15 protein-coding genes are annotated in these 19,429 nt (G+C 70.4%); 4 read left to right on the forward strand and 11 right to left on the reverse strand.

The features are described from left to right. Positions 1-20 precede the first annotated feature (20 nt). Complete coding sequence (locus ACFFXY_RS15440; RefSeq protein ID WP_382352165.1) at positions 21-2,138, forward strand: beta-galactosidase; 2,118 nt, start codon at positions 21-23, stop codon at positions 2,136-2,138. 262 nt (positions 2,139-2,400) lie between these two features. Here the strand turns inward: ACFFXY_RS15440 and ACFFXY_RS15445 are convergent, their stop codons facing one another. Together ACFFXY_RS15445 and ACFFXY_RS15450 are read right to left on the reverse strand one after the other, a co-directional pair. After that, entirely contained in the window at positions 2,401-3,267 is an 867-nt protein-coding gene (locus tag ACFFXY_RS15445; protein ID WP_382352168.1) for a sigma-70 family RNA polymerase sigma factor, read from the reverse strand. Positions 3,268-3,325: 58 nt separating this feature from the next. Next, entirely contained in the window at positions 3,326-3,895 is a 570-nt protein-coding gene (locus tag ACFFXY_RS15450) for a TetR/AcrR family transcriptional regulator (RefSeq protein ID WP_382352171.1), read from the reverse strand. A 104-nt stretch (positions 3,896-3,999) separates the two neighbouring features. On the opposite strand from ACFFXY_RS15450, the gene ACFFXY_RS15455 reads away from it, so the two are divergent. Then, positions 4,000-4,410 (forward strand): DUF4267 domain-containing protein, encoded by a 411-nt coding sequence (locus ACFFXY_RS15455; RefSeq protein WP_382352174.1) that lies wholly within the window; start codon positions 4,000-4,002, stop codon positions 4,408-4,410. 81 nt (positions 4,411-4,491) lie between these two features. Here the strand turns inward: ACFFXY_RS15455 and ACFFXY_RS15460 are convergent, their stop codons facing one another. Further along, positions 4,492-5,790, reverse strand: coding sequence for an MFS transporter (locus ACFFXY_RS15460; RefSeq protein WP_382352177.1), 1,299 nt, complete (start codon positions 5,788-5,790; stop codon positions 4,492-4,494). Between the two features lie 61 nt (positions 5,791-5,851). On the opposite strand from ACFFXY_RS15460, the gene ACFFXY_RS15465 reads away from it, so the two are divergent. After that, positions 5,852-6,397, forward strand: a complete 546-nt coding sequence (locus tag ACFFXY_RS15465; protein ID WP_382352180.1) for an ArsR/SmtB family transcription factor — start codon at positions 5,852-5,854, stop codon at positions 6,395-6,397. Positions 6,398-6,677: 280 nt separating this feature from the next. Here ACFFXY_RS15465 and ACFFXY_RS15470 read toward each other — a convergent pair whose 3' ends face one another. From ACFFXY_RS15470 to ACFFXY_RS15490, 5 genes are all read right to left on the reverse strand, one after another. Beyond that, positions 6,678-8,309 carry a glycerol-3-phosphate dehydrogenase/oxidase gene (locus ACFFXY_RS15470; RefSeq protein ID WP_382352183.1) on the reverse strand — a complete coding sequence of 544 codons (1,632 nt, stop codon included), beginning with the start codon at positions 8,307-8,309 and terminating at the stop codon, positions 6,678-6,680. A gap of 25 nt (positions 8,310-8,334) precedes the next feature. Beyond that, positions 8,335-9,864, reverse strand: a complete 1,530-nt coding sequence (glpK, locus tag ACFFXY_RS15475) for a glycerol kinase GlpK (RefSeq protein ID WP_382352185.1) — start codon at positions 9,862-9,864, stop codon at positions 8,335-8,337. Between the two features lie 55 nt (positions 9,865-9,919). Next, complete coding sequence (locus ACFFXY_RS15480) at positions 9,920-10,693, reverse strand: MIP/aquaporin family protein (RefSeq protein WP_382352188.1); 774 nt, start codon at positions 10,691-10,693, stop codon at positions 9,920-9,922. A 276-nt stretch (positions 10,694-10,969) separates the two neighbouring features. After that, positions 10,970-11,734, reverse strand: coding sequence for an IclR family transcriptional regulator (locus ACFFXY_RS15485; RefSeq protein WP_382352191.1), 765 nt, complete (start codon positions 11,732-11,734; stop codon positions 10,970-10,972). Between the two features lie 197 nt (positions 11,735-11,931). Next, the gene (locus ACFFXY_RS15490; RefSeq protein ID WP_382352194.1) at positions 11,932-13,179 is read right to left on the reverse strand and encodes a cellulose-binding domain-containing protein; all 1,248 of its coding nucleotides are present in this window, start codon (positions 13,177-13,179) and stop codon (positions 11,932-11,934) included. A gap of 163 nt (positions 13,180-13,342) precedes the next feature. On the opposite strand from ACFFXY_RS15490, the gene ACFFXY_RS15495 reads away from it, so the two are divergent. Further along, positions 13,343-14,233 carry an SMP-30/gluconolactonase/LRE family protein gene (locus ACFFXY_RS15495; protein ID WP_382352197.1) on the forward strand — a complete coding sequence of 297 codons (891 nt, stop codon included), beginning with the start codon at positions 13,343-13,345 and terminating at the stop codon, positions 14,231-14,233. Here ACFFXY_RS15495 and aspT (ACFFXY_RS15500) read toward each other — a convergent pair. The 3 genes from aspT (ACFFXY_RS15500) to aspT (ACFFXY_RS15510) are packed head-to-tail and all read right to left on the reverse strand — an operon-like array spanning position 14,230 to position 19,275. Beyond that, entirely contained in the window at positions 14,230-15,915 is a 1,686-nt protein-coding gene (gene aspT / locus ACFFXY_RS15500; protein WP_382352200.1) for an aspartate-alanine antiporter, read from the reverse strand. The genes ACFFXY_RS15495 and aspT (ACFFXY_RS15500) overlap by 4 nt on opposite strands. Positions 15,916-15,927: 12 nt before the next feature. Continuing rightward, a complete protein-coding gene (locus ACFFXY_RS15505; RefSeq protein WP_382352203.1) occupies positions 15,928-17,547 on the reverse strand; it encodes a bifunctional aspartate transaminase/aspartate 4-decarboxylase in 1,620 nt (539 codons plus the stop codon). A gap of 30 nt (positions 17,548-17,577) precedes the next feature. Further along, on the reverse strand, positions 17,578-19,275 hold the full coding sequence (gene aspT / locus ACFFXY_RS15510; RefSeq protein WP_382352206.1) for an aspartate-alanine antiporter: 1,698 nt from the start codon (positions 19,273-19,275) through the stop codon (positions 17,578-17,580). Between the last annotated feature and the right edge of the window lie 154 nt (positions 19,276-19,429).

The raw sequence follows: 19,429 nt of genomic DNA on the forward strand, positions 1-19,429 counted from the left end.
CCACCCGAGAAGGGAACCGCATGTCCAACTGGCCCAACCCGATCCTCTTCGGCGCCGCGTACTACTACGAGTACCAGCCCGCGGCCGCCGACGGCCTCGACTCCAAGCCCGGCCTCGACCGCCTCGCCGCCGACCTCGACCTCATGGCCGAGGCCGGATTCTCAGTGATCCGCGTCGGCGAGTCCGTCTGGAGCACTTGGGAACCCGAGAACGGCGTCTTCGACCTCGACTGGCTCGCACCGGTCCTGGACGGCGCGCACGAGCGCGGCATCGCCGTCGTCCTCGGCACGCCGACGTACGCGGTGCCGCCGTGGCTGGCGCGCCTGTACCCCGAGATCGCCGGCGAGCACCGCACCGGCGAGCGGATCGCCTGGGGCGGCAGGCAGGAGGTCGACTACACGCACCCGGCGTTCCGGTTCCACGCCGAGCGGGTGATCCGCAAGATCCTGGCGCGGTACGCCGACCACCCCGCGATCATCGGGTTCCAGGTGGACAACGAGCCGGGCCTCCAGCTCTTCCACAACCACGGCGTGTTCCAGCGGTTCACCGACTCGCTGCGGCACCGGTACGGCGACGTCGAGACGCTCAATCGCGAATGGGGCCTGGTGTACTGGTCGCACCGGCTCTCCACCTGGGCCGACCTGTGGCGGCCCGACGGGAACGCGCAGCCGCAGTACGAACAGGCGTGGCGCCGGTTCCAGGCCGAGCAGACCACCGAGTTCATCGGCTGGCAGGCCGACATCGCCCGCGAGTACGCCCGCGAGGACCAGTTCACGACCACGTGCATCTCGTACCCGCGCCCCGCGATCGACGACCGCGCGCTCACCGAGCGGCTCTCGATCACCGCCGGGAACCCGTACTACCGCATGCAGGACGCGTTCGCGCTGCCGCACGACAGCAGCGGGGACGCGGCGAACTGGAACACGCAGGGCACGTGGGCGCTCTACCACTCGGCGGACCGGATGTACTCCTCGCGTCAGGAGCCGTTCCTGGTGACGGAGACGAACGCGCAGGCCATCGGCGGGCCTTGGGAGAACCTGCCCGCGTACGACGGTCAGTGGCGCCAGGCCGGGTGGGCGCTGGTGTCGCGCGGGGCCAGGATGATCGAGTACTGGCACTGGCACACGCTCCACTTCGGCACCGAGACCTACTGGGGCGGGGTGCTCCCCCACAGCCAGGAACCGGGGCGCGTGTACCGCGAGCTCGCGCGCCTCGGCGGCGAGCTGCGGAAGGCGGGCGCGGCCCTCGACGGGCTGGTGCCGCATGCCGACGTGGCGGTCCTGTACTCGAAGCCGAGCGAGTGGGCGCTGGCGGCGCAGCCGCCGCTCCAGGGCGCGGACGGCGGGCCGGACCGGAAGTCGTTCGAGTCGATCACGGGCCCGTTCTACAAGGGCGCCTTCGACGCCGGGCTCCAGGCGCGGATCGTCCACACTGAGCAGCCCGGCGATCCGGGCGAGGCGGTGGCGCAGTTCCCAGTGCTGGTCGCGGCGGGGATCTACGCGGCCGACGACGACCTGCTGGACTGGCTCGACCGGTACGCGGCGGCGGGCGGGCACCTGGTCCTCGGCCCGCGCACCGGCTACGGCGACGAGGAGGCCCGAGCGCGGCTCGAAGTGAAGCCCGCGCGGCTCCACGAGGCGGCCGGGGTCTGGTACGACGAGTTCGCGAACCTGCTGGAGCCGGTCGCGGTACGCGCGGCCGAGAGCTCGGGTCTGGCGCTGGGCGAGGATGCGGCGGCGGTGACGTGGGCCGACGGCGCGTACCTGCGCGGCGCGGAGACGCTCGCGGAGTACGTGCACCCGCACTTCGGGAGGTTCGCGGCGGCGACGACGCAGGACCACGGCCTGGGCCGGGTGACCTATGTGGGGACGGTCCCCAACGACGCCTTCGCGAAGGCGTTGTTCGAGTGGCTCGCCCCGGCCGACCACTGGCGCCCGACCCACCCGAGCGTCACGGCCACGAGCGGCACCACGGGCGACGGCGCCACGGTCCGCTTCCTCCACAACTGGTCCTGGAACGAAGCCGACGTCGAGCTCCCGGCCGCGGCGGTCGACCTCCTGGACGACACCGAACACCAGGCGGGCGCCTCGATCCACCTCGGCCCCTGGGACGTGAAAATCCTCCGCGAAGCCCGCTAAAAACCTGAAGCCCGTATAGCCATCCCTAGCCCCCACCCACCCAGAGGGGACCGAGCGTAGCCGCCAGCATCCCCCGCGGGTCCGACAAAAACCGGGCCCGCGGGGGATGTTGTCACTCGAAGGAGGTCGGGCCGCGAGTGGCGGTCGCGTCCGGGTCGGAGGTCGGGCCGCGAGTGGCGATCGTGACCAGGTCGGAGGTCGGGCCGCGAACGGCGATCGTGACCGGATCAGAAGTTGGCGAGGTCGAGGACGGCGGTCCGGGTCAGAGGTCGGCGAGGTCGAGCGCTGCGATCGTGCCCGGGTCGTTCATGATCGTGATCGCGGTGATGCGGCCGTGCTCGACCGTGCAGGCGAGGACCGACCGCGGGGTGCCGCCGGGGGCCCACATGGCGCCGACGTAGCCGTCGACGAGGACCGGGACGGCGGCGCGGGCGTTGCCGTTGAAGATCGCGGCGACCTGCTTGGCGCCGAGGACTTCGCGCCCGGCGAAGCCGGTGGCGACGGCGGCGGCGTCGGCGACGACCTTGATGTCCGGGTCGAGGACTTCAAGGAGGTCCTCGAAGCGGCCGTCGCGGGCGGCGGCGAGGAAGGCCTCCACGACCGAACGCTGGAGCGGCACGTCAGGGACGGGAGTGCCGCCGCGCACGCGGCGGCGGGCGCGGCTGGCGAGTTGGCGGGTGGCCTCCGGGGTGCGGTCGAGGACCGGGGCGATGCGGTCGAAGGGGACGCCGAAGAGGTCGTGGAGGACGAAGGCGACGCGCTCGGCCGGGTTGAGGGAGTCCAGGACCACTTGCAGCGCAAGGCCGACCGAGTCGGCCATGACCGCCTGGGCCTCCGGGTCGGGGGCGGGCACGTCGCCGGGGAAGGCGGCCGTGTCGTGGTCGCGGTCGAGCTCGTCCTCGCGGCGGGTGCGACGCGTGCGCAGGAGGTTGAGGCAGACGCGGGAGGCGACGGTGGTGAGCCAGCCGCGGAGGTTCTCGACCTCGGCGGTGTCGGTGCGCGCGAAGCGCATCCAGGTCTCCTGGACGGCGTCGTCGGCTTCGCTGGAGCTGCCGAGCATGCGGAAGGCGACCGCGCGCAGGTGGTCGCGGTGCTCCTCGAATCGCTGCACCAGGAAATCGTCGCTCATAGGTCCTCCGTGAAAGTCGGTCAACTGTACTGACCCGCGGAGCCCGCCGGATGTGACGTCAGGAGTTCGTGAACTTCTCCAGCACGACCTCCAGGCGCTCCGCCTGGTGCTCGGGACGCAGCCGCCCGTCGCGGGCCAGGACCGCGAGGCCGTGGATGGCGGCCCATCCGGCCTCGGTGACCGCCTCCGGGTCGTGGTCGCCCGCGAGGGGCGCGAAGACCGCGAAGAGCGGGGCGAACCCGGCTTTGAGCACGTCGGGGGCGTCCGGGCCGAAGGGGAGGCCCTCGGCGAGGGTGAAGGCGGCCTCGAAGACGGCCGGGTGGCCGGTCGCGAAGTCGAGGTAGGCGCGGGCGACGGCCGCGAGCTCCTCCCCCGGAGCCGCGCCCGCGCGGGCCGCTTCGAGGGCCTCGGCGAGTTCGCCGATGCCCTGGAGGGCGACGGCGTCGACGATCGCGCCGCGGCCCGCGAAGTGGGAGTAGAGGACCGGCTGGCTGTACTCGATGCGCTCGGCGAGCCTGCGGATGGTGACCGCGGGCCAGCCGTCGGCCTCGGCCATCTCGCGGGCGGCGTTGACGATGAGGGTTTCGCGTTGGGCGCGTTCGCGTTCGCGTCGCTGACTGGTGACCATGCAAGAAATTCTAGCACCGCTAGACATCCGAGCGGAGCTATGCTAGCGTCATTCATGTAACTAGCACTGCTAGATTTTCTAGCCACCTCAAATTGGAGACCCCCATGAAAGCCCTCCGCATCACCGCCGACGCCCTCACCGTCATCAGCGTTCTCTTCGTCTTCTCCTTCGGCCTCCAGTACCTCCTCACCCCCGCCGCAGTCGCCCCGAGCATGGGCTTCGCCCACTGGCCCACCGGCGAGGCCGCCGACTTCCTCAGCGTCAAGGGCGCCCGCGACCTGGGCTCGGCGATCGTGCTCCTGGTGCTGCTCGTCATCCGCGAGCGCCGCGCGCTCGGATGGGCCCTGCTCGCCACCGCGCTCATCCCCATCGGCGACGGCTCGCTCATCCTGGCCCACGGCGGCAGCGCCGCCATGGCCTTCGGCGTCCACTACGCGACGGCCGTCGGCGTCATCGTCATCGGCCTGCTCCAGCTCAAGGTCGCCAAGCACGCCAAGGCGACCGCGCAGGCCTGAAACGGGAAGTGGGCCCGCCCGGCAGCGGGCGCCGACGAGGCTCGGCGGCCGCTGCGGGCGGGCCCGGACGCGGGAGACGGTTCAGGCGGCCGCTCCCGCGGGCTCGTGCTTCGGATCGGGCAGGGTCGTCATGTTCCGCAAGGGCGAGAAGAAGACCGGCAGGAACGCGAGGGTCATCCCGGCGGCGGCGATCCAGAGGGTCGTGCGGGCGCCGAGGACCTCGCCGAGCGCGCCGCCGAGGATCGCGCCGAGGGCGTACGCGCCGTAGACGACGAAGCGGACCGTGGCGTTCATGCGCCCGAGCATGTTGTCCGGGGTGAGGCGCTGGCGGAAGCTCACCTGGGTGACGTTGTAGATCACGCCCCCGGCCCCGACGAACGCCATGAGCGCGGCGCCGAGCCAGATGCGCCAGCCCGGCTCGGCCGCGGGGACCAGGAGGATCCACGGCGCGGTGACGGCGACCGAGACCCACACGACGCGGCCTTCGCCGAGGAGCCGGGTGAAGACGCCGACGGCGAACGCGCCGAAGACGCCGCCGACGCCGAAGAGCGCGAAGAACAGGCCGATCTCGCCCGGGCTCATGCCCATGTCGCGGGGCAGGAAGACCACGATCATCGCCATGAACGCGCCGGTCCAGAAGTTGTAGGTGCCGGTGCAGGACACGATCGAGGCGAGGATGCGGTTCGAGAAGACGAACTTCAGGCCGTCCTTGATCTCGGTGGAGACACGGGAGCCGTGGGCCACTTCGGGTTTGGGCTCGCGGCGGCGGATGCGCAGCAGCAGGAGCGCGGAGGCCCCGAGGGCGACGGCGTCGAAGGCGATGGCCACGGGCGCGGTGAGCCACTGGATCAGCTGCCCGGCGAGGACGGGGCCGCCGAGCTGGGCGGTGGCGCGGACGGTCTCCAGTTTGGCGTTGCCCTCGACGAGGTGCGCCCGGCCCACGAGGTGGGGCAGGTAGCTCTGGTAGGACACGTCGAAGAAGACGGTGAAGACGCCGATGACCAGCGCGACGGCGTAGAGCTGCCAGATGGTGAGGGCGTCGGCCCACCAGGCGAGCGGGACGGTGAGGAGCACGGCGGCGCGCACCACGTCGCTGACGATGAGGACGCGGCGGCGGCGCATCCGGTCGACCCAGGCTCCCGCAGGGAGTCCGATGAGGACGAAGGCGATCATCGTCATGGAGGAGAGGACGCCGACCTCGAACTCGCTGACGTCGAGGGCGATGACGGCGGCTAGCGGGAGCGCGAGCGAGGTGATCTGGTAGCCGACCTGGGCGACGGTGGTGGAGAGGAAGAGGTCGCGGAAGTCGTGGTCGCGCAGGAGGCCGAGGCGGTCGCGCTTCGGGGGCGCGCCGACGTCGGGGTCGCCGAGGGAGATCATGCGATTGAGTATTCCCAATCGATTGGGAAATGTCAATCGGTCGTGCCGCTAGGATGGGGTCGTGGCAGAGCAGCGCAGTTCAGAGGGCTTCAAGGACGACCGGACCCTGGCGACCGAGGCCGAGGCGAAGGCGGTGGCCTCGGCGGTGCGCCTGCGCATCCTGCGGCTGTGCCTGGACCAGCCGCTCACGAACAAGGAGATCGCGCTGCGGCTGGGCTCGAACCCGGCCACCGTGCTCCATCACGTGCGCAAGCTGGTGGACACCGGGTTCCTGGCCCCGCAGGAGGAGCGGATCGGCGCGCGTGGGGCCCGCGAGATCCCGTACCTCGCCACGCGCAAGTCCTGGTCGCTGCGGCTGGGCGAGGAATTCTGGTCCGACATGTCCACGGCGATGATCGACGTGTTCCAAACCGACGTGGCGCAGCTCGGCGACCCGGCCAAGCTCAATCTCGGGCGGCTCGGGCTGCGGCTCAACGAGGAGCAGTACGAGGAGGTCAACCACCGGTTCAAGGTGCTCCTCAACGACCTGGCGGGCATGGAGCCGGGGCCGGGCGCGCGGCCGTTCTCGGTGTTCCTGGCGATCCACCCCGACTCCAGCCGCGACTAACGCGAGGATCGCTCGATCCGCAGTCGCCCCCGGTCTCAAAGATGCCGCGGAGGTACGACAAGTCCGGCGGGCCCCGTGGGCGCGGAATGCGAGGATGACTCGATCCGCGGTCGCCCCCGGTTTCAAAGGTGCCCCAGGGGTACGACAGGTGCGGCGGGCGCGGGGCGGGCGGGCGCAACGCGGGCGAAGAGGAGGAAAAGGAGCGGGGCGGGGACCCCTCAGACCCCGCCCCGCCCTCCGAGGCGGTTGTGCCTGCCTCGTGTGTGTGGAAGAAAGCTTGTTATCTCTGGTCGAGCAGCCGCTGGACCTTCGCGCGGATCTCGGGCGTGTCGAGGCCGCGGATGGTGAGGGTGGTGCGGCGGCGGAGGACGTCGTCGGGGGTTTCGGCCCACTCCATGTCGCGGGCGTAGACGACCTGCGCCCAGATCTCGGGGGCGTCCGGGTGGACGCGCTCGGCGAGCTCCGGGTGCTCCCCCGCGAGGCGGGCGATGTCGAAGGCGATGGAGCCGTAGTGGGTCGCGAGGTGCTTGGCGGTGTCCTCGCCGAGGTTCGGCAGCGGCGCGCCGCCGTCGGACAGGAGCCGGTGCGCCACGGCGTGCGGGTTGGCGATGCCGGGCAGCGGGAGGCGCCGCGGCAGGTTCCGCATGGGCTCCATCTCGGCGCCGAGCGTGTACCCGGGCATGGCGGCGAGCTTCTTCATCACGGTGCGTCCGATGTGGCGGAACGTGGTCCACTTGCCGCCCGCCACGGAGAGCATCCCGCCGCGGCCCTCGGTCACGACGGTCTCGCGCTTGGCCTTCGCGGTGCTCCCGGGGCCGCCGGGCAGGACCCGCAGGCCGGCGAAGGTGTACGTGATGAGGTCGCGGTCGAGCTGGTTCGAGCGGACCGAGTGCCCGGCCTCGTCGAGGATCTGGCGGATGTCCTTCTCGTTGACGGCCACGTCCGCGGGGTCGCCCTCGTACTCCTCGTCGGTGGTGCCGAGCAGGAGCATGTCCTCCCACGGCAGCGCGAAGGTGATGCGGTACTTGTCGATCGGCGTCGCCAGCGCGGCCTTCCAGTGGGCGGTGCGCTTGAGGACGAGGTGGGCGCCCTTGGAGAGGCGGATCGAGGGGTCGGACCCGGCGTCCTCCATGCGGCGCAGGTGGTCGACCCAGGGGCCGGTGGCGTTGAGGACGACGTGGGCGTTGACGCCGAACTCGGTGCCGTCGGTGCGGTCGCGCAGATCGGCGCCGGAAACGCGTTTGCGCTGGCCTTGGCGGCCGGTGAAGCGCAGGCCGGTGACTTCGGCGTGGTTGAGGACGACGGCTCCTGCGTCGGCGGCGGCGCGGACGGTCATGAGGGCCATGCGGGCGTCGTTCATCTGGCTGTCGCCGTAGACGGCGACGGCTTTGAGGTCGTCGGTGCGCAGTTCGGGCACGGCCATGCGGGCCTTGACGGGGTTGAGGAGGTGGCCGACGCCGTCGCCGAAGGCGGAGAGCGCGGAGTAGGCGAAGACGCCGGCGCCCATCTTGGCGGCGCCGTGGGGGCCGTTCTTGTAGATGGGCAGGTAGAAGGTGAGGGGGCGGGAGAGGTGGGGCGCCACCTGGCGGGTGACGGCGCGGCGCTCGAAGTGGTTCTCGGCGACGAGTTTGACGGCGCCGGTCTGGAGGTAGCGGAGGCCGCCGTGGAGGAGTTTGGAGGAGGCGGAGGAGGTCGCTCCGGCGAAGTCGCCGGAGTCGACCAGGGCCACCCGCAGCCCCGACTGGGCGGCGTGCCAGGCGGTGGAGATGCCCAGGATGCCGCCGCCGATGACGAGCAGGTCGAACGTGGTGTTCGACAGCGCTTCGCGCTGCTCGGCCCGGTCGGCGCGCTCGGTGAAGCGTGCGACGGTCGGGTCCTCCCAGTTCGCGGGGAGGTGCTGCAAGGTGGTCATGGCCGCGCTCCTAATTGCACTGTTGCTAGTCTTCCAGCCAGCCCATGGTCCGCTCGACGGCCTTGAGCCAGTTCTTGTACTCGCGGTCCCGCAGGTCCGGGTCCATGTTCGGGGTCCATTCGGCGGCCCGGCGCCAGTTGGCGCGGAGGTCGTCGGTGGTGTCCCAGAAGCCGACGGCGAGGCCGGCCGCGTAGGCGGCGCCGAGGCAGGTGGTCTCGGCGACCATGGGGCGCACGACGGGGGCGTCGAGGACGTCGGCGAGGAACTGCATGAGGAGGTTGTTGGAGGTCATGCCGCCGTCGACCTTGAGGGCGGAGAGCTCGACGCCGGAGTCCTTGGTCATGGCGTCGGTGATCTCGCGGGTCTGCCAGGCGGTGGCTTCGAGGACGGCGCGTGCGATGTGGGCCTTGGTGACGTACCTGGTGAGGCCCGCGATGACGCCGCGGGCGTCGGAGCGCCAGTAGGGCGCGAAGAGGCCGGAGAAGGCGGGCACGAAGTACGCGCCGCCGTTGTCCTCGACGGAGGCGGCGAGCGTCTCGATCTCGGCGGCGGTCTTGATGAGGCCCATCTGGTCGCGCATCCACTGGACGAGGGAGCCGGTGACGGCGATGGAGCCTTCGAGGGCGTAGACGGGGTCCTGGTCGCCGATACGGTAGCCGACGGTGGTGAGCAGGCCCGACTCGGAGTGGATGAGCTTCTCGCCGGTGTTCATGAGCATGAACGTGCCGGTGCCGTAGGTGGACTTGGCCTCGCCGACGGAGTAGCAGGTCTGTCCGAACAGGGCGGCCTGCTGGTCGCCGAGCGCGGAGGCGACGGGGACGCCGCCGAGGAGCTGGCCGAGGGTGCCGCCGGTGACCTCGCCGTAGGTCTCGGAGGAGGAGCGGATCTCGGGGAGGACCTGGAGGGGGACGCCCATCTCGGCGGCGATGTCCTCGTTCCAGGACAGGTCTTCGAGGTTCATGAGGAGCGTGCGGGAGGCGTTGGTGACGTCGGTGACGTGGACGCCGCCGTTGACGCCGCCGGTGAGGTTCCAGATGACCCAGGAGTCCATGGTGCCGAAGAGGAGGTCGCCGGCTTCGGCCTTCTCGCGGAGTCCTTCGACGTTGTCGAGGAGCCAGGCGATCTTGGGGCCCGCGAAGTACGCGGCGAGCGGGAGGCCGGTCTCGCGGCGCCAGCGGTCTTGGCCGGCGTCGCCGCCGAGCTGCTTGCAGAGCTGGTCGGTGCGGGTGTCCTGCCAGACGATGGCGTTGTGGACGGGCTGCCCGGTGTGCTTGTCCCACAGCATGGTCGTCTCGCGCTGGTTCGTGATGCCGATGGCGAGGATGTCGTCGCGGCGGGCGCCGGCCTTGACCATGGCGCCGGCGACGACCTCCTGGACGTTGCGCCAGATCTCGGCGGCGTCGTGCTCGACCCAGCCCGGTTTGGGGAGGATCTGCTCGTGCTCCTTCTGGTCGACGGCGACGATGCGGCCGTCGCGGTCGAAGACGATGCACCGGCTGGAGGTGGTGCCCTGGTCGATGGCCGCGATGAACGGTCCGGTGTGCGAGTCGGTCATGGTGCGCTCCAAAACATCGTTGTCGAGGCGGAATAGGTCGATTGTGTCCCCATGGCTACGCGAAGGCAACGTTGTAGAGGAGGGCGGCGAGGGAGCCGCCGACGAGCGGGCCGATCACGGGGATCCAGGCGTAGCCCCAGTCCGAGGAGCCCTTGCCCTTGAGGGGCAGGAGGGCGTGGACGATGCGGGGGCCCAGGTCGCGGGCGGGGTTGATGGCGTAGCCGGTGGGGCCACCGAGGGAGAGGCCGATGCTGACGACGACGAGCGCGGTGATGAGGACGCCGAGCGCGCCGAGGCCCTTGCCGGAGTCGTTGAGGCCCTGGGTGAGGATCGCGATGAGGAGCACGAAGGTGCCGATGATCTCGGTGAGGAGGTTGAGGACGGGCTTGCGGACCTCGGGGCCGGTGGAGAAGATGCCGAGGACCGGGCCGGCCTTGGCGTCGCCCTCGGTCTCGGCGGGTTCGGGCTGGTTCGCGAGGTCGGCCATGTGGGCCTGGAACTGGCCGTAGTAGGCGACCCAGGCGAGGGCCGCGCCGATCATGGCGCCGACGAACTGGGAGGCGATGTAGAGGGGGACCTGGCTCCATTCGGTGCCGCCGGTGATGGCGAGGCCGATGGTGACCGCGGGGTTGAGGTGGGCGCCGGAGACGCCCGCGGAGACGTATGCGCCGGTGAGGACGGCGAAGCCCCAGCCGAACGCGATGGCGAGCCATCCGGCGTTCTGGGCCTTGGACTTCTTGAGGGTGACTGCCGCGCACACGCCCGCGCCGAGCAGGATCAGCAGGGCCGTGCCGACGACCTCGCCGACGATGATGTCTGTGTTGGACACTTGGAACTCCTTTGTCCGTGCCCGAGTTCGGTGCCGGGGCGCCGTCCTCGTTGGAAGGGCTTTTTGTTCACGTCGGGTGCCAGAGTGACCACTGAAGCCGTTTAGCGTTCGACAATGCCGACCGACGTACGCAAAGTGTTCTCCTCGGTTACCCGCGCGTCAATAGGTATGTGACCACGACCACACCTCCTCCTGAGAACCATGGGAAACGCCTGCAAGACAGGCATACCAGGATCACATGGGGGCCGCAGGAAAGTGGAGGAAATGGACGGAACGCTAGAAGGGCTTGGCCCCGAGATCGCGCGAGACCGAGCGCGCGGTGTCGCGGACCGCCGCCACGAGCTCCTGGCGCAGCTCCCCGTCCCTGCACACGCGCTCGACGGCGCCGGTAATGCCGACCGCGCCCACCGGGAGGCGGTGCCGGTCGAGGATCGGCGCGGCCACCGAGGCCACGCCCTCCCAGGTCTCCTCCAGGTCGGTGGCGTACCCCTGGGCGCGGGTCGCCTCCAGGACCCGCTCGATGTCGGGCAGCTCGGTCACCGTCGCGGCCGTGAACGGCTCGCGCTTGGCGTCCACCAGCTCGGCGTGCGCCACCGGGTCGAGGGCCGTGAGCACCTTCCCCAGGGCCGTGGAGTGCATCGGCTGCATCGCGCCGACCTCCAGGACCTGGCGGCTGTCGTCGGGCCGGAACACGTGGTGGACGATGAGGACGCCCTGCTTGTGGACCACCCCGAGGTAGACCGCCTCGCCGCCCGAGCGGGCCAGGTCGTCGGTCCACACGAGCGCGCGGGCGCGCAGCTCGTGGACGTCGAGGTACGTCGTGCCCAGGCGCAGCAGCTCCGCGCCGAGCTGGTAGCGGCCCGAGTCGGGGTCCTGCTCCACGAAGCCCTCGTGCTGGAGGGTCCGCAGGATGCCGTGCGCGGTGGCCTTCGCCAGGCCCAGCGCCGAGGCGATGTCGGACAGGCCGAGGCGGCGCTCGCCGCCCGCGAGCAGGCGCAGCATCGCCGCCGCGCGCTCCAGCGACTGGATGTTCTTGGCCATCCCCCGCCTCCGTTCCGGTCCCGTCCGCCAGCGGCTCCGAAAAACGGCCGCGTTCGACAATGCTAAACACTATCGGCTCTTGCCGACCAGATCGGGACCGACACCACTCGCGGAGTGGGAAGCGGAACGCGTGCGCACAGGGGACGGCGGCGGGCCTTCCGGACCCGCCGCCGTCGTCGGAGGAATGCTCAGGGGTACTAGTAGCCGTACCTGCTCTTCAAGTGGCGCCACCAGTCGCGGAGCATCCACTGGTCGAACGCGGTGATCGTGGTCGAGGAGCCCGCCTTCATGATGAAGCAGCACTGGCCGGTCGGCGTCCAGTCGTAGAAGTCGTCCAGGCCGAACGTGTGGCCGAGCTCGTGCAGGTAGATGTGGATCTGCGCCGAGTTCAGGGCGCCCACGAAGTACTCCTGGCCCATGCGCTGGCCCCAGTCGCCGCCCGCGCCGCCGCCCATGCCCTGCGTCAGCCACAGGCTCTGGTCGTAGTGGCGCGCCGCGCCGCCCGGGCACTGCGCATAGTTGCCGTCCTGGTGGAAGAAGCGGCCGCACGCCTCCGAGCACTGCGGGGCGTCCTCGCGGATGTCCCCGATGTAGACGTCCACGGAGTTGTCGCTCCACTGGAGGAGGCTCCGGTCGCGGGCGGCCCAGCCGACCACGTTGACCTCGATCTCGTCGAAGGGCCACTCGTTCCAGCCCGCCATCTGGTCGAACCACCGGTCGTACTGGTCCTGGAGCTTCGCCGCGATCTGGTCGCGGGTCTGGGCCGTGACCGGGTTCGCCGAGTCCCAGCGGACGCAGTAGTTGATCTTGCCGCCGGTGGCCATGACCTGGTCCCACCCGAAGTTGCGGAAGTTCAGGTTGTACGTGTCCTCGACGTGGTCCCACACCTCGTTCAGCGGCTGGACCAGGTTCGAGGGCGGGTTCCACTCGTCCTGGCCGGTGCCGCCGGTCGGGCCCGCGGTCGGGGTGGCGGTCGTCGGCGGGGCCGAGGTCGGGACCGCGTCGCCGGTGCACCGGACCCCGTTGAGCGTGAACGAGGTCGGCACGGCGTTGGCGCTGCCGGAGGTGGTGCCGGAGAAGCCGAAGCTCACCGACGCGCTCGGGGCGAGGCGCTTGTTGTAGTCCACGGCCAGGGCCGTGACGTGCGCGCCGGACTGGGTCGCCGTGGCGTTCCAGGCGTTCGCGACCTGCTGGCCGTTCGCGAAGTCCCATTCGAGGCGCCACGGCTCGACCGCGGCCGCGCCGAGGTTCGCGACCTCCACGTCGGCGTTGAAGCCGCCCGGCCACTGGGCCGTGACCTGGTATTCGACGGCGCAGCCCGCGGTCTGCGCGGACGCCGGGTTCATGGCGAACGTGGCGAGGCTGGCGGCGGTCGCCACGGCGGCGACGCCCGCCAGGACCATGCCCAGTCTTCGCCTGCGGTGCTTGGGGAGTGCCGGTCCCATGATCGAGTTCCCGTCTGTGAGGGCGGCCGGGCCGTTCCCGGCGCGGTGACCTCAGGGTAGAGCGGTAACACGGGAGGACACAATGCAACGGACGCCAATAAATCGAAAATTATCAATACCGTAGGTTCGGGGTCGAGACGACTGCGACCCCAGGAGGTTCCCGTTGAGCAAGACACCAGTGAGCTTCGCGGTGCACGACGACCGGTTCAACGTCGCCGGCGACGACTACCTTGAGTGCCTCTTCTCCGGCGGGCGCTGGACCGAGGGCCCCGTCTACGTCCCGTCCGGCAGGTACCTGCTGTTCAGCGACATCCCGAACGACCGGATCATGCGCTGGGACGAGACCGACGGCTCCGTCAGCGTCTTCCGCTCCCCCGCGGGCTACACGAACGGCCACACCCTCGACCGGCAGGGCCGCCTCGTCTCCTGCGAGCACGGGCGGCGGCGCGTCTCCCGCACCGAGCTCGACGGGAGCGTCACCGTGCTCGCCGACCGGTGGGACGGGAAGCGGTTCAACAGCCCCAACGACGTCGTGGTGGATTCGCGGGGCGCCGTGTGGTTCACCGACCCGCCCTACGGGATCACCAGCGACTACGAGGGCCACCGGGCCGAGCCGGAGATCGACGGGTGCCACGTGTACCGCGTCGACCCCGCCACCGGCGCGGTGACGCGGGTGGCCGACGACTTCCAGCGGCCCAACGGGCTCGCGTTCTCCCCCGACGAGCGGACCCTCTACATCGCCGACACCATGGGCGGCCACATCCGGTCCTTCGCGGTCGAGGACGGGCGCCTCAGCGGCGGCGCGGTGTTCGCCGAGTCCCCCGGCGGGCACTTCGACGGCCTCCGCACCGACGTCGCGGGCCGCGTGTGGGCCGCCGCGGCGGCCGTCTCCTGCTTCGACCCCGACGGGACGCGCCTGGCGACCCTCCAGGTCCCCCAGCCCGCCGTGTCCAACCTGGTCTTCGGCGGGCCGAAGCGCAACCGGCTCTTCATCACCGCCACCGACTCGGTGTACTCGATCATGCTGAACACGAACGGGGCCTGGAGCCTCTAGCCGATCGCATGGGCCATCGCCACGACGATCGGGCCCAGCAGCGGCAGGACGACGTTCGAGAAGGCGTAGACGATCGTGTAGGCCATGAGCGGCGTCGCGTTGCCCGCGGCGCCCTGCACGGCGGTGACGCCGGGCGTGGAGCACTGCTGGCCGGTGACGGCGCCGAGCGTCAGCGGCGCCGGGAGCTTCATGACCTTCCAGGCCACGAACAGCGAGATGAACGCCGGGATGGCGGTCATGCAGACGCCCGCGATCGGCAGGCCGATCCCGAACTCCTTCACCAGCGCCACGGCCTGCGGGCCCGAGGACAGGCCGACCGCGCAGATGAACGTGGCGAGGCCGAGCGTCTTGATGACGTCGGCCGCGCCGGAGTCGTACTGGCCGAACGTGGGCCGCTTCGAGCGGATCCATCCGAACAGGAGGCCCGCCAGGAGGCAGCCGCCGCCCGTGCCGAGCGTCAGCGGGATCGTGCCCACGGTCCACACCAGCATGCCGATGAGGAAGCCCAGGACCACGCCGACCGCGATGAACACCATGTCGAAGGTGACCTTCGGGTCGATGCGGAAGCCGATCATGGGGACCGCGCGCTGCATGTCCCGCGCCGCGCCCGCCAGGCGCAGCGTGTCGCCGCGCTGGATGAGCGTCTTGGGCTGGACCGGCAGCTCGTGGTCGCCGCGGGTGATCCGCTGGAGGAACACGCCCTGGCGCTCGTCCTCGAAGTCGCGGCGGATGTCCCCGAGCGTGGACGCCTTGTAGCCCTTGCGGGTCACGACGACGTCGGCGAGGTCGAGGCTCATGCCCATCGACTCGTCGAGGTTCACCTCCGTGCCGACGTGGGCGGCGGCGCCCACGAGCGACTCGCGGCGGCCCACCAGGAGCACCTTGTCGCCCTGGGCGAGCCGGGTGCCCGGCTCGACCTTGACGGCCGCGCCCCCGCGGGAGACCTCCTCCACGGTGGCCTCGCCGAGGTCCGACTGGAGCTCGGCGACGGTCCGCCCCGCGGCGGCCGACACGAGGTACTCGCGGCCGACGATCGGCGGGGCCGCGGGCGCGGCCGTCGCGTCGTCGGTCGCGCCGCCGAGCTTGGCCCACAGCTTCGCGGCCTCCTCGCGCAGGTTCACGCGCATCATCAGCGGGAAGAACTGGCTCGACAGGAGCACGATCGTGATGAGCCCGCAGATGTAGGAGATCGAGTACGCGGTGCCCACGTTCGCCTGGAGCGTCGCGATCTCGCTCGCGGACAGGTCGAGGCGGCCGATGGCGTCGGTCGCGGTGCCGACCGCCGCGGACTCGGTCGCGCCGCCCGCGAGCAGGCCCGCGGCGGTGCCGACGTCGAGGTTCATGATGAGCACCGCGGCAGCCGTGATCGCGAGGACCGAGACCACCTCGATGCCCGTGAACGTGGCGTAGCGCAGGCTCTTGCGGTTGAGGCTGGCGAAGAACGTCGGCCCCGAGATGTACCCGAGCGTGAAGATGAACAGCGCGAACGCGATCGTCTTCACCTGGTCGTTCAGCTCGATGTCGGCGACCATCCCGAGGAAGATCGCCACGATGAGCGTGCCCGCGACGCCGCCGAGCGAGATCTTCCAGATCTTCACCCGGCCGAGCGCGAACCCGAGCGCCAGGCACACGAACAGCGCGATCTCGGGGGTCGACTCCAGTGTCGACTTGATCCAGTCCATCGCCCCTCCCCCTTACCTGCGGCTCTGCTGGAACGCCTCGTGGTACTCGTCGCCGATGCGGCGCAGGGCCGCGCCGATCCGCTTGTAGGCGTCCATGCGGAGGTTCGCCATGGAGACGCGGACCGACCACTCGGGGCCGTCGAAGCCGCCGCCGTTGAGCAGGACGACCGACTCCTCCTGCGCGAGGCGGAAGATCGGGTCCACCGGCTCGTAGTTCGCCTGCATCCAGTCGGCGAACTCCGGGCCCCAGTTGCGGCTCGCCCAGCTCAGCAGGTCGAGCTCCACGTAGTAGTGCGCGGCCTCGGCGTCGTCGGGGTAGGGCACGTCGAGGCCCTCCACGAGCTGCTTGAGGCGCCGGGCGATGACGGCCTGGCAGTCCTGCTTGTACCGGTTCTCGGCGTCGGTGAGGCAGTGGAGCGAGAACAGGACCATCTGGACCTGCTGCGGGGTCGACAGGCCCGCGGTGTGGTTGAGCGCCACGGCCCGGGAGTCGGCCACGATGCGGTCGATGAACTTGAGCTTCTCGGGTTCGAGCGTGATCGACGCGTACCGCTCGCGCAGCGCGGCGGTGCGGGTCTCTTCGAGCGCGGCGATGCGCTGGTCGAAGACGTTGTCCTTCGCGATGGCGATGACGCCGAGGCGCCATCCCGTGCAGCCGAAGTACTTCGAGAACGAGTAGACGCCGATGGTGTTGGCGGCCTGGCTCGACATGAGCGAGGTGAACCCGTTCGTGAAGGTGCCGTATACGTCGTCGGTGATGATCGTCAGGCCCGGGTTGTCGTTCGCGACGATGTCGCGGATGCGCTCCAAGGTGGCCTCGGCGAGCTTCACCGACGGCGGGTTCGACGGGTTGACCAGGAACAGCGCCTTGATCGAGGGGTCCTTGAGCTTGTCGATCTCGCTGTCGGGGTACTGCCAGGTGTGGATGCCCTCCTCGCTGGTGGTCGAGGCCTCCAGCGAGACGATGTCGAACGCGTACCGGTCGAGCAGCGGGATCTCCAGGTACGGCGTGAAGATCGGGACCATGAGCGCGATCCGGTCGCCGCGGTGGAGCAGGCCGTTGACCTGCGCGGAGTCGAACAGGTAGCACATGGCGGCGGTGCCGCCCTCGACCGCGTACAGGTCCCAGCCGCCCTTGGGCGCGCCGCCCATCTCCGCGTCGAGGTAGGCGTGGACGACCTTCTCGGCGTGGACGAGCATCCGGTCGGGGACCGGGTAGTGGTCGCCGATGATCGCGTCCGCCAGCTCGCCCACCCAGTCGTCGGCGTCGAAGCCGAGCGTGTCGGTGCCGTACGCGACGTAGCGGCCGAGGGCCTCGGCGCCGGGCGCGGAGGCGTTGGCCTTGAGGTAGTCGCCCAGGCGCGCGGCGATCCCGTCGGACTGCGGCATCCCGCCGAACGAGTCGAACTCGTCCCAGTCGCGGCGGGTCTCGGTGACCGCGAACTGGCCCAGGAGGAAGAACGCGTCGCGCGGCGCAGTCGCCGTCCAGTTGGGGTTGCCGCGGCCGGCGTTGACCATGGCGAGCGCGTTGGCCTTCTCGTTCTCCCCGGCCAGCTCGATGAGCCGGTTCTTCAGCTCGAAGGGGCTGAGCCCTTCGAGGCGGCGTTCTTCGTCGCGGTCGACCGTGGTCATGGCGTTCCCTTTCATTGCGGGTCAGGCGGTTCAGGCGAGGACGGCCACGATGACCGCGCCCCAGATCGTCAGCAGCACGTTGCCGATGGCGTACGGGATCGTGTAGCCGAGGACGGGGACCTGGCTCTTGGCGGTGTCGGTGATCGCGCCGATCGACGCGGTCGTGGTGTTCGCGCCCGCGGTGATGCCGAGGTTGACCGGCACGGGGATCTTGAACAGCCACTTGCCGAGGAACATGGTCAGCAGCATCGGCAGGAGCGTCACGACCAGGCCCGCGAACACCAGGCTCAGGCCCTCGGACTTGACGCCGGAGATAAAGTCGGGCCCGGCCATGATGCCGACGATGCCCACGAACATGCACAGGCCGCCGGTGGAGAGCATCCAGTTCGCGGCGGGCGGGAACTGCCCGAACGTGGGCGACTTCGCGCGCAGCCAGCCGAAGACGAGGCCCATGATGAGCGCGCCGCCGGAGGTCGTCAGGCCGATGTCCGCGCCCGCGACGGCGATGGTCGGGACGCCGATGAGCGCGCCGACGACGATGCCGAAGCCCACATAGGACATGTCGGTGGCGTCGGACGCGCGGTTGGGGTAGCCGAGGTCGCCCACGACCGCCTCGACCTCTTCTTTGCCGCCCTGGACGGAGATCTCGTCGCCGCCGTGGATGACCGTGTCGTCGCTCCAGGGGATCTCCTGGCCGCCGCGGACCACTTTGGTGACGAACAGGCGCGGGGCGTGCTCGGCGAAGGCCGGGCCGATCTTCTGGCCCGCGAGCTTCTTGCTGGTGATGACGATCGCGAGCGTCTCGACCTGGTAGTCCAGCAGCTCCTCGTCGTCCACCTCCTCGCCCCACTGGTCGACGCTGAGGGCGACGAGGTCGGGGCGGCGGGCCGCGAGCGTCACCACGTCGCCGGCCTCGATGACGGTGGAGGGCTTGACGGCCTGCACGGTGGTGCCGCGGCGCAGGTCGTGGAACATGATGCGGTGGCCCAGGTCCTCGGCGCGGCGTTCGAGGTCGCCGACGGTGCGGCCGACGACCGAGCCGCCGGTGACGCGGTAGGAGCGGCGGACCACCGAGTAGTAGGCCGGGCCGATGCCCGGCTCCTTGGCGACGCCGAGCTGCTTCTCCAGCTCGTGGGCGTCGGCGGCGAGGTCCTTGGAGCCGAGCATCCGCGGGGCGAGCGTCGACAGGAAGAACGCCGCCGCGGCCGTGCCGAACAGGTAGCAGACGGCGTACCCGACGGCGACCTGCGACTCCATCTCCTTGATGTCGTCGGCGCTGAGCCCGGGGAGCGCGCTGATCGCGGAGTCGGCGACGCCGATGACCGCGGACTGGGTGAGGCCGCCCGCGAGGAGCCCGGCGCCCCAGCCGGGGCCGTAGCCGAGGAGCTTGGCGAGGACGATGACGACGCCGAGGCCGAAGACGCAGTTGATGACCGCCAGGAGCACCTGCTTGAGGCCGTCGCCCTTGAGGCCCGCGAAGAACTGGGGGCCGACGTTGTAGCCGAGGGCGAACAGGAAGGCCACGAACGCGACGGTCTTGACGAGGTCGGGGATGTCCACGCCGGAGAAGACGATGCCGACGAGGACGCCCGCGAGGAGCGTCCCGGTGACCGGCCCGAGGGCGATGCCCTTGATCTTCAGCTTGCCGACGAAGAACCCGAGGCCCAGCGCGAGGAAGATCGCGATCTCGGGGTGGGCGACCATCGAGTCCTCAAGCCAGTTCCACACCGTGACCTCCGCAACACCGACAGTAGTCAGCCGAATCTACTGGAAGCGGACGGTGCACAGAGGGGGTTCGCAGGAGTTCGCGGAGGCCCCATGTTGCAGCAATGAAAACTTTCTTCACATCGTTGACAACTCAAGAAGAGTTCCGTCATGCTGT

The sequence above is a fragment of the Glycomyces mayteni genome, assembly GCF_042428885.1.
In the GTDB taxonomy this organism is placed as follows: domain Bacteria; phylum Actinomycetota; class Actinomycetes; order Mycobacteriales; family Micromonosporaceae; genus Glycomyces; species Glycomyces mayteni.

Excerpts from the sequence above, each read along its gene's own strand:
- ACFFXY_RS15450 (WP_382352171.1), bottom strand. The coding sequence starts at position 3,895 with ATGGTCACCAGTCAGCGACGCGAACGCGAACGCGCCCAACGCGAAACC.
- ACFFXY_RS15455 (WP_382352174.1), top strand. The coding sequence starts at position 4,000 with ATGAAAGCCCTCCGCATCACCGCCGACGCCCTCACCGTCATCAGCGTT.
- ACFFXY_RS15445 (WP_382352168.1), bottom strand. The coding sequence starts at position 3,267 with ATGAGCGACGATTTCCTGGTGCAGCGATTCGAGGAGCACCGCGACCAC.
- ACFFXY_RS15490 (WP_382352194.1), bottom strand. The coding sequence starts at position 13,179 with ATGGGACCGGCACTCCCCAAGCACCGCAGGCGAAGACTGGGCATGGTC.
- ACFFXY_RS15460 (WP_382352177.1), bottom strand. The coding sequence starts at position 5,790 with ATGATCTCCCTCGGCGACCCCGACGTCGGCGCGCCCCCGAAGCGCGAC.
- ACFFXY_RS15505 (WP_382352203.1), bottom strand. The coding sequence starts at position 17,547 with ATGACCACGGTCGACCGCGACGAAGAACGCCGCCTCGAAGGGCTCAGC.
- aspT (WP_382352200.1), bottom strand. The coding sequence starts at position 15,915 with ATGGACTGGATCAAGTCGACACTGGAGTCGACCCCCGAGATCGCGCTG.
- ACFFXY_RS15440 (WP_382352165.1), top strand. The coding sequence starts at position 21 with ATGTCCAACTGGCCCAACCCGATCCTCTTCGGCGCCGCGTACTACTAC.
- ACFFXY_RS15485 (WP_382352191.1), bottom strand. The coding sequence starts at position 11,734 with ATGGCCAAGAACATCCAGTCGCTGGAGCGCGCGGCGGCGATGCTGCGC.
- glpK (WP_382352185.1), bottom strand. The coding sequence starts at position 9,864 with ATGACCGACTCGCACACCGGACCGTTCATCGCGGCCATCGACCAGGGC.
- ACFFXY_RS15470 (WP_382352183.1), bottom strand. The coding sequence starts at position 8,309 with ATGACCACCTTGCAGCACCTCCCCGCGAACTGGGAGGACCCGACCGTC.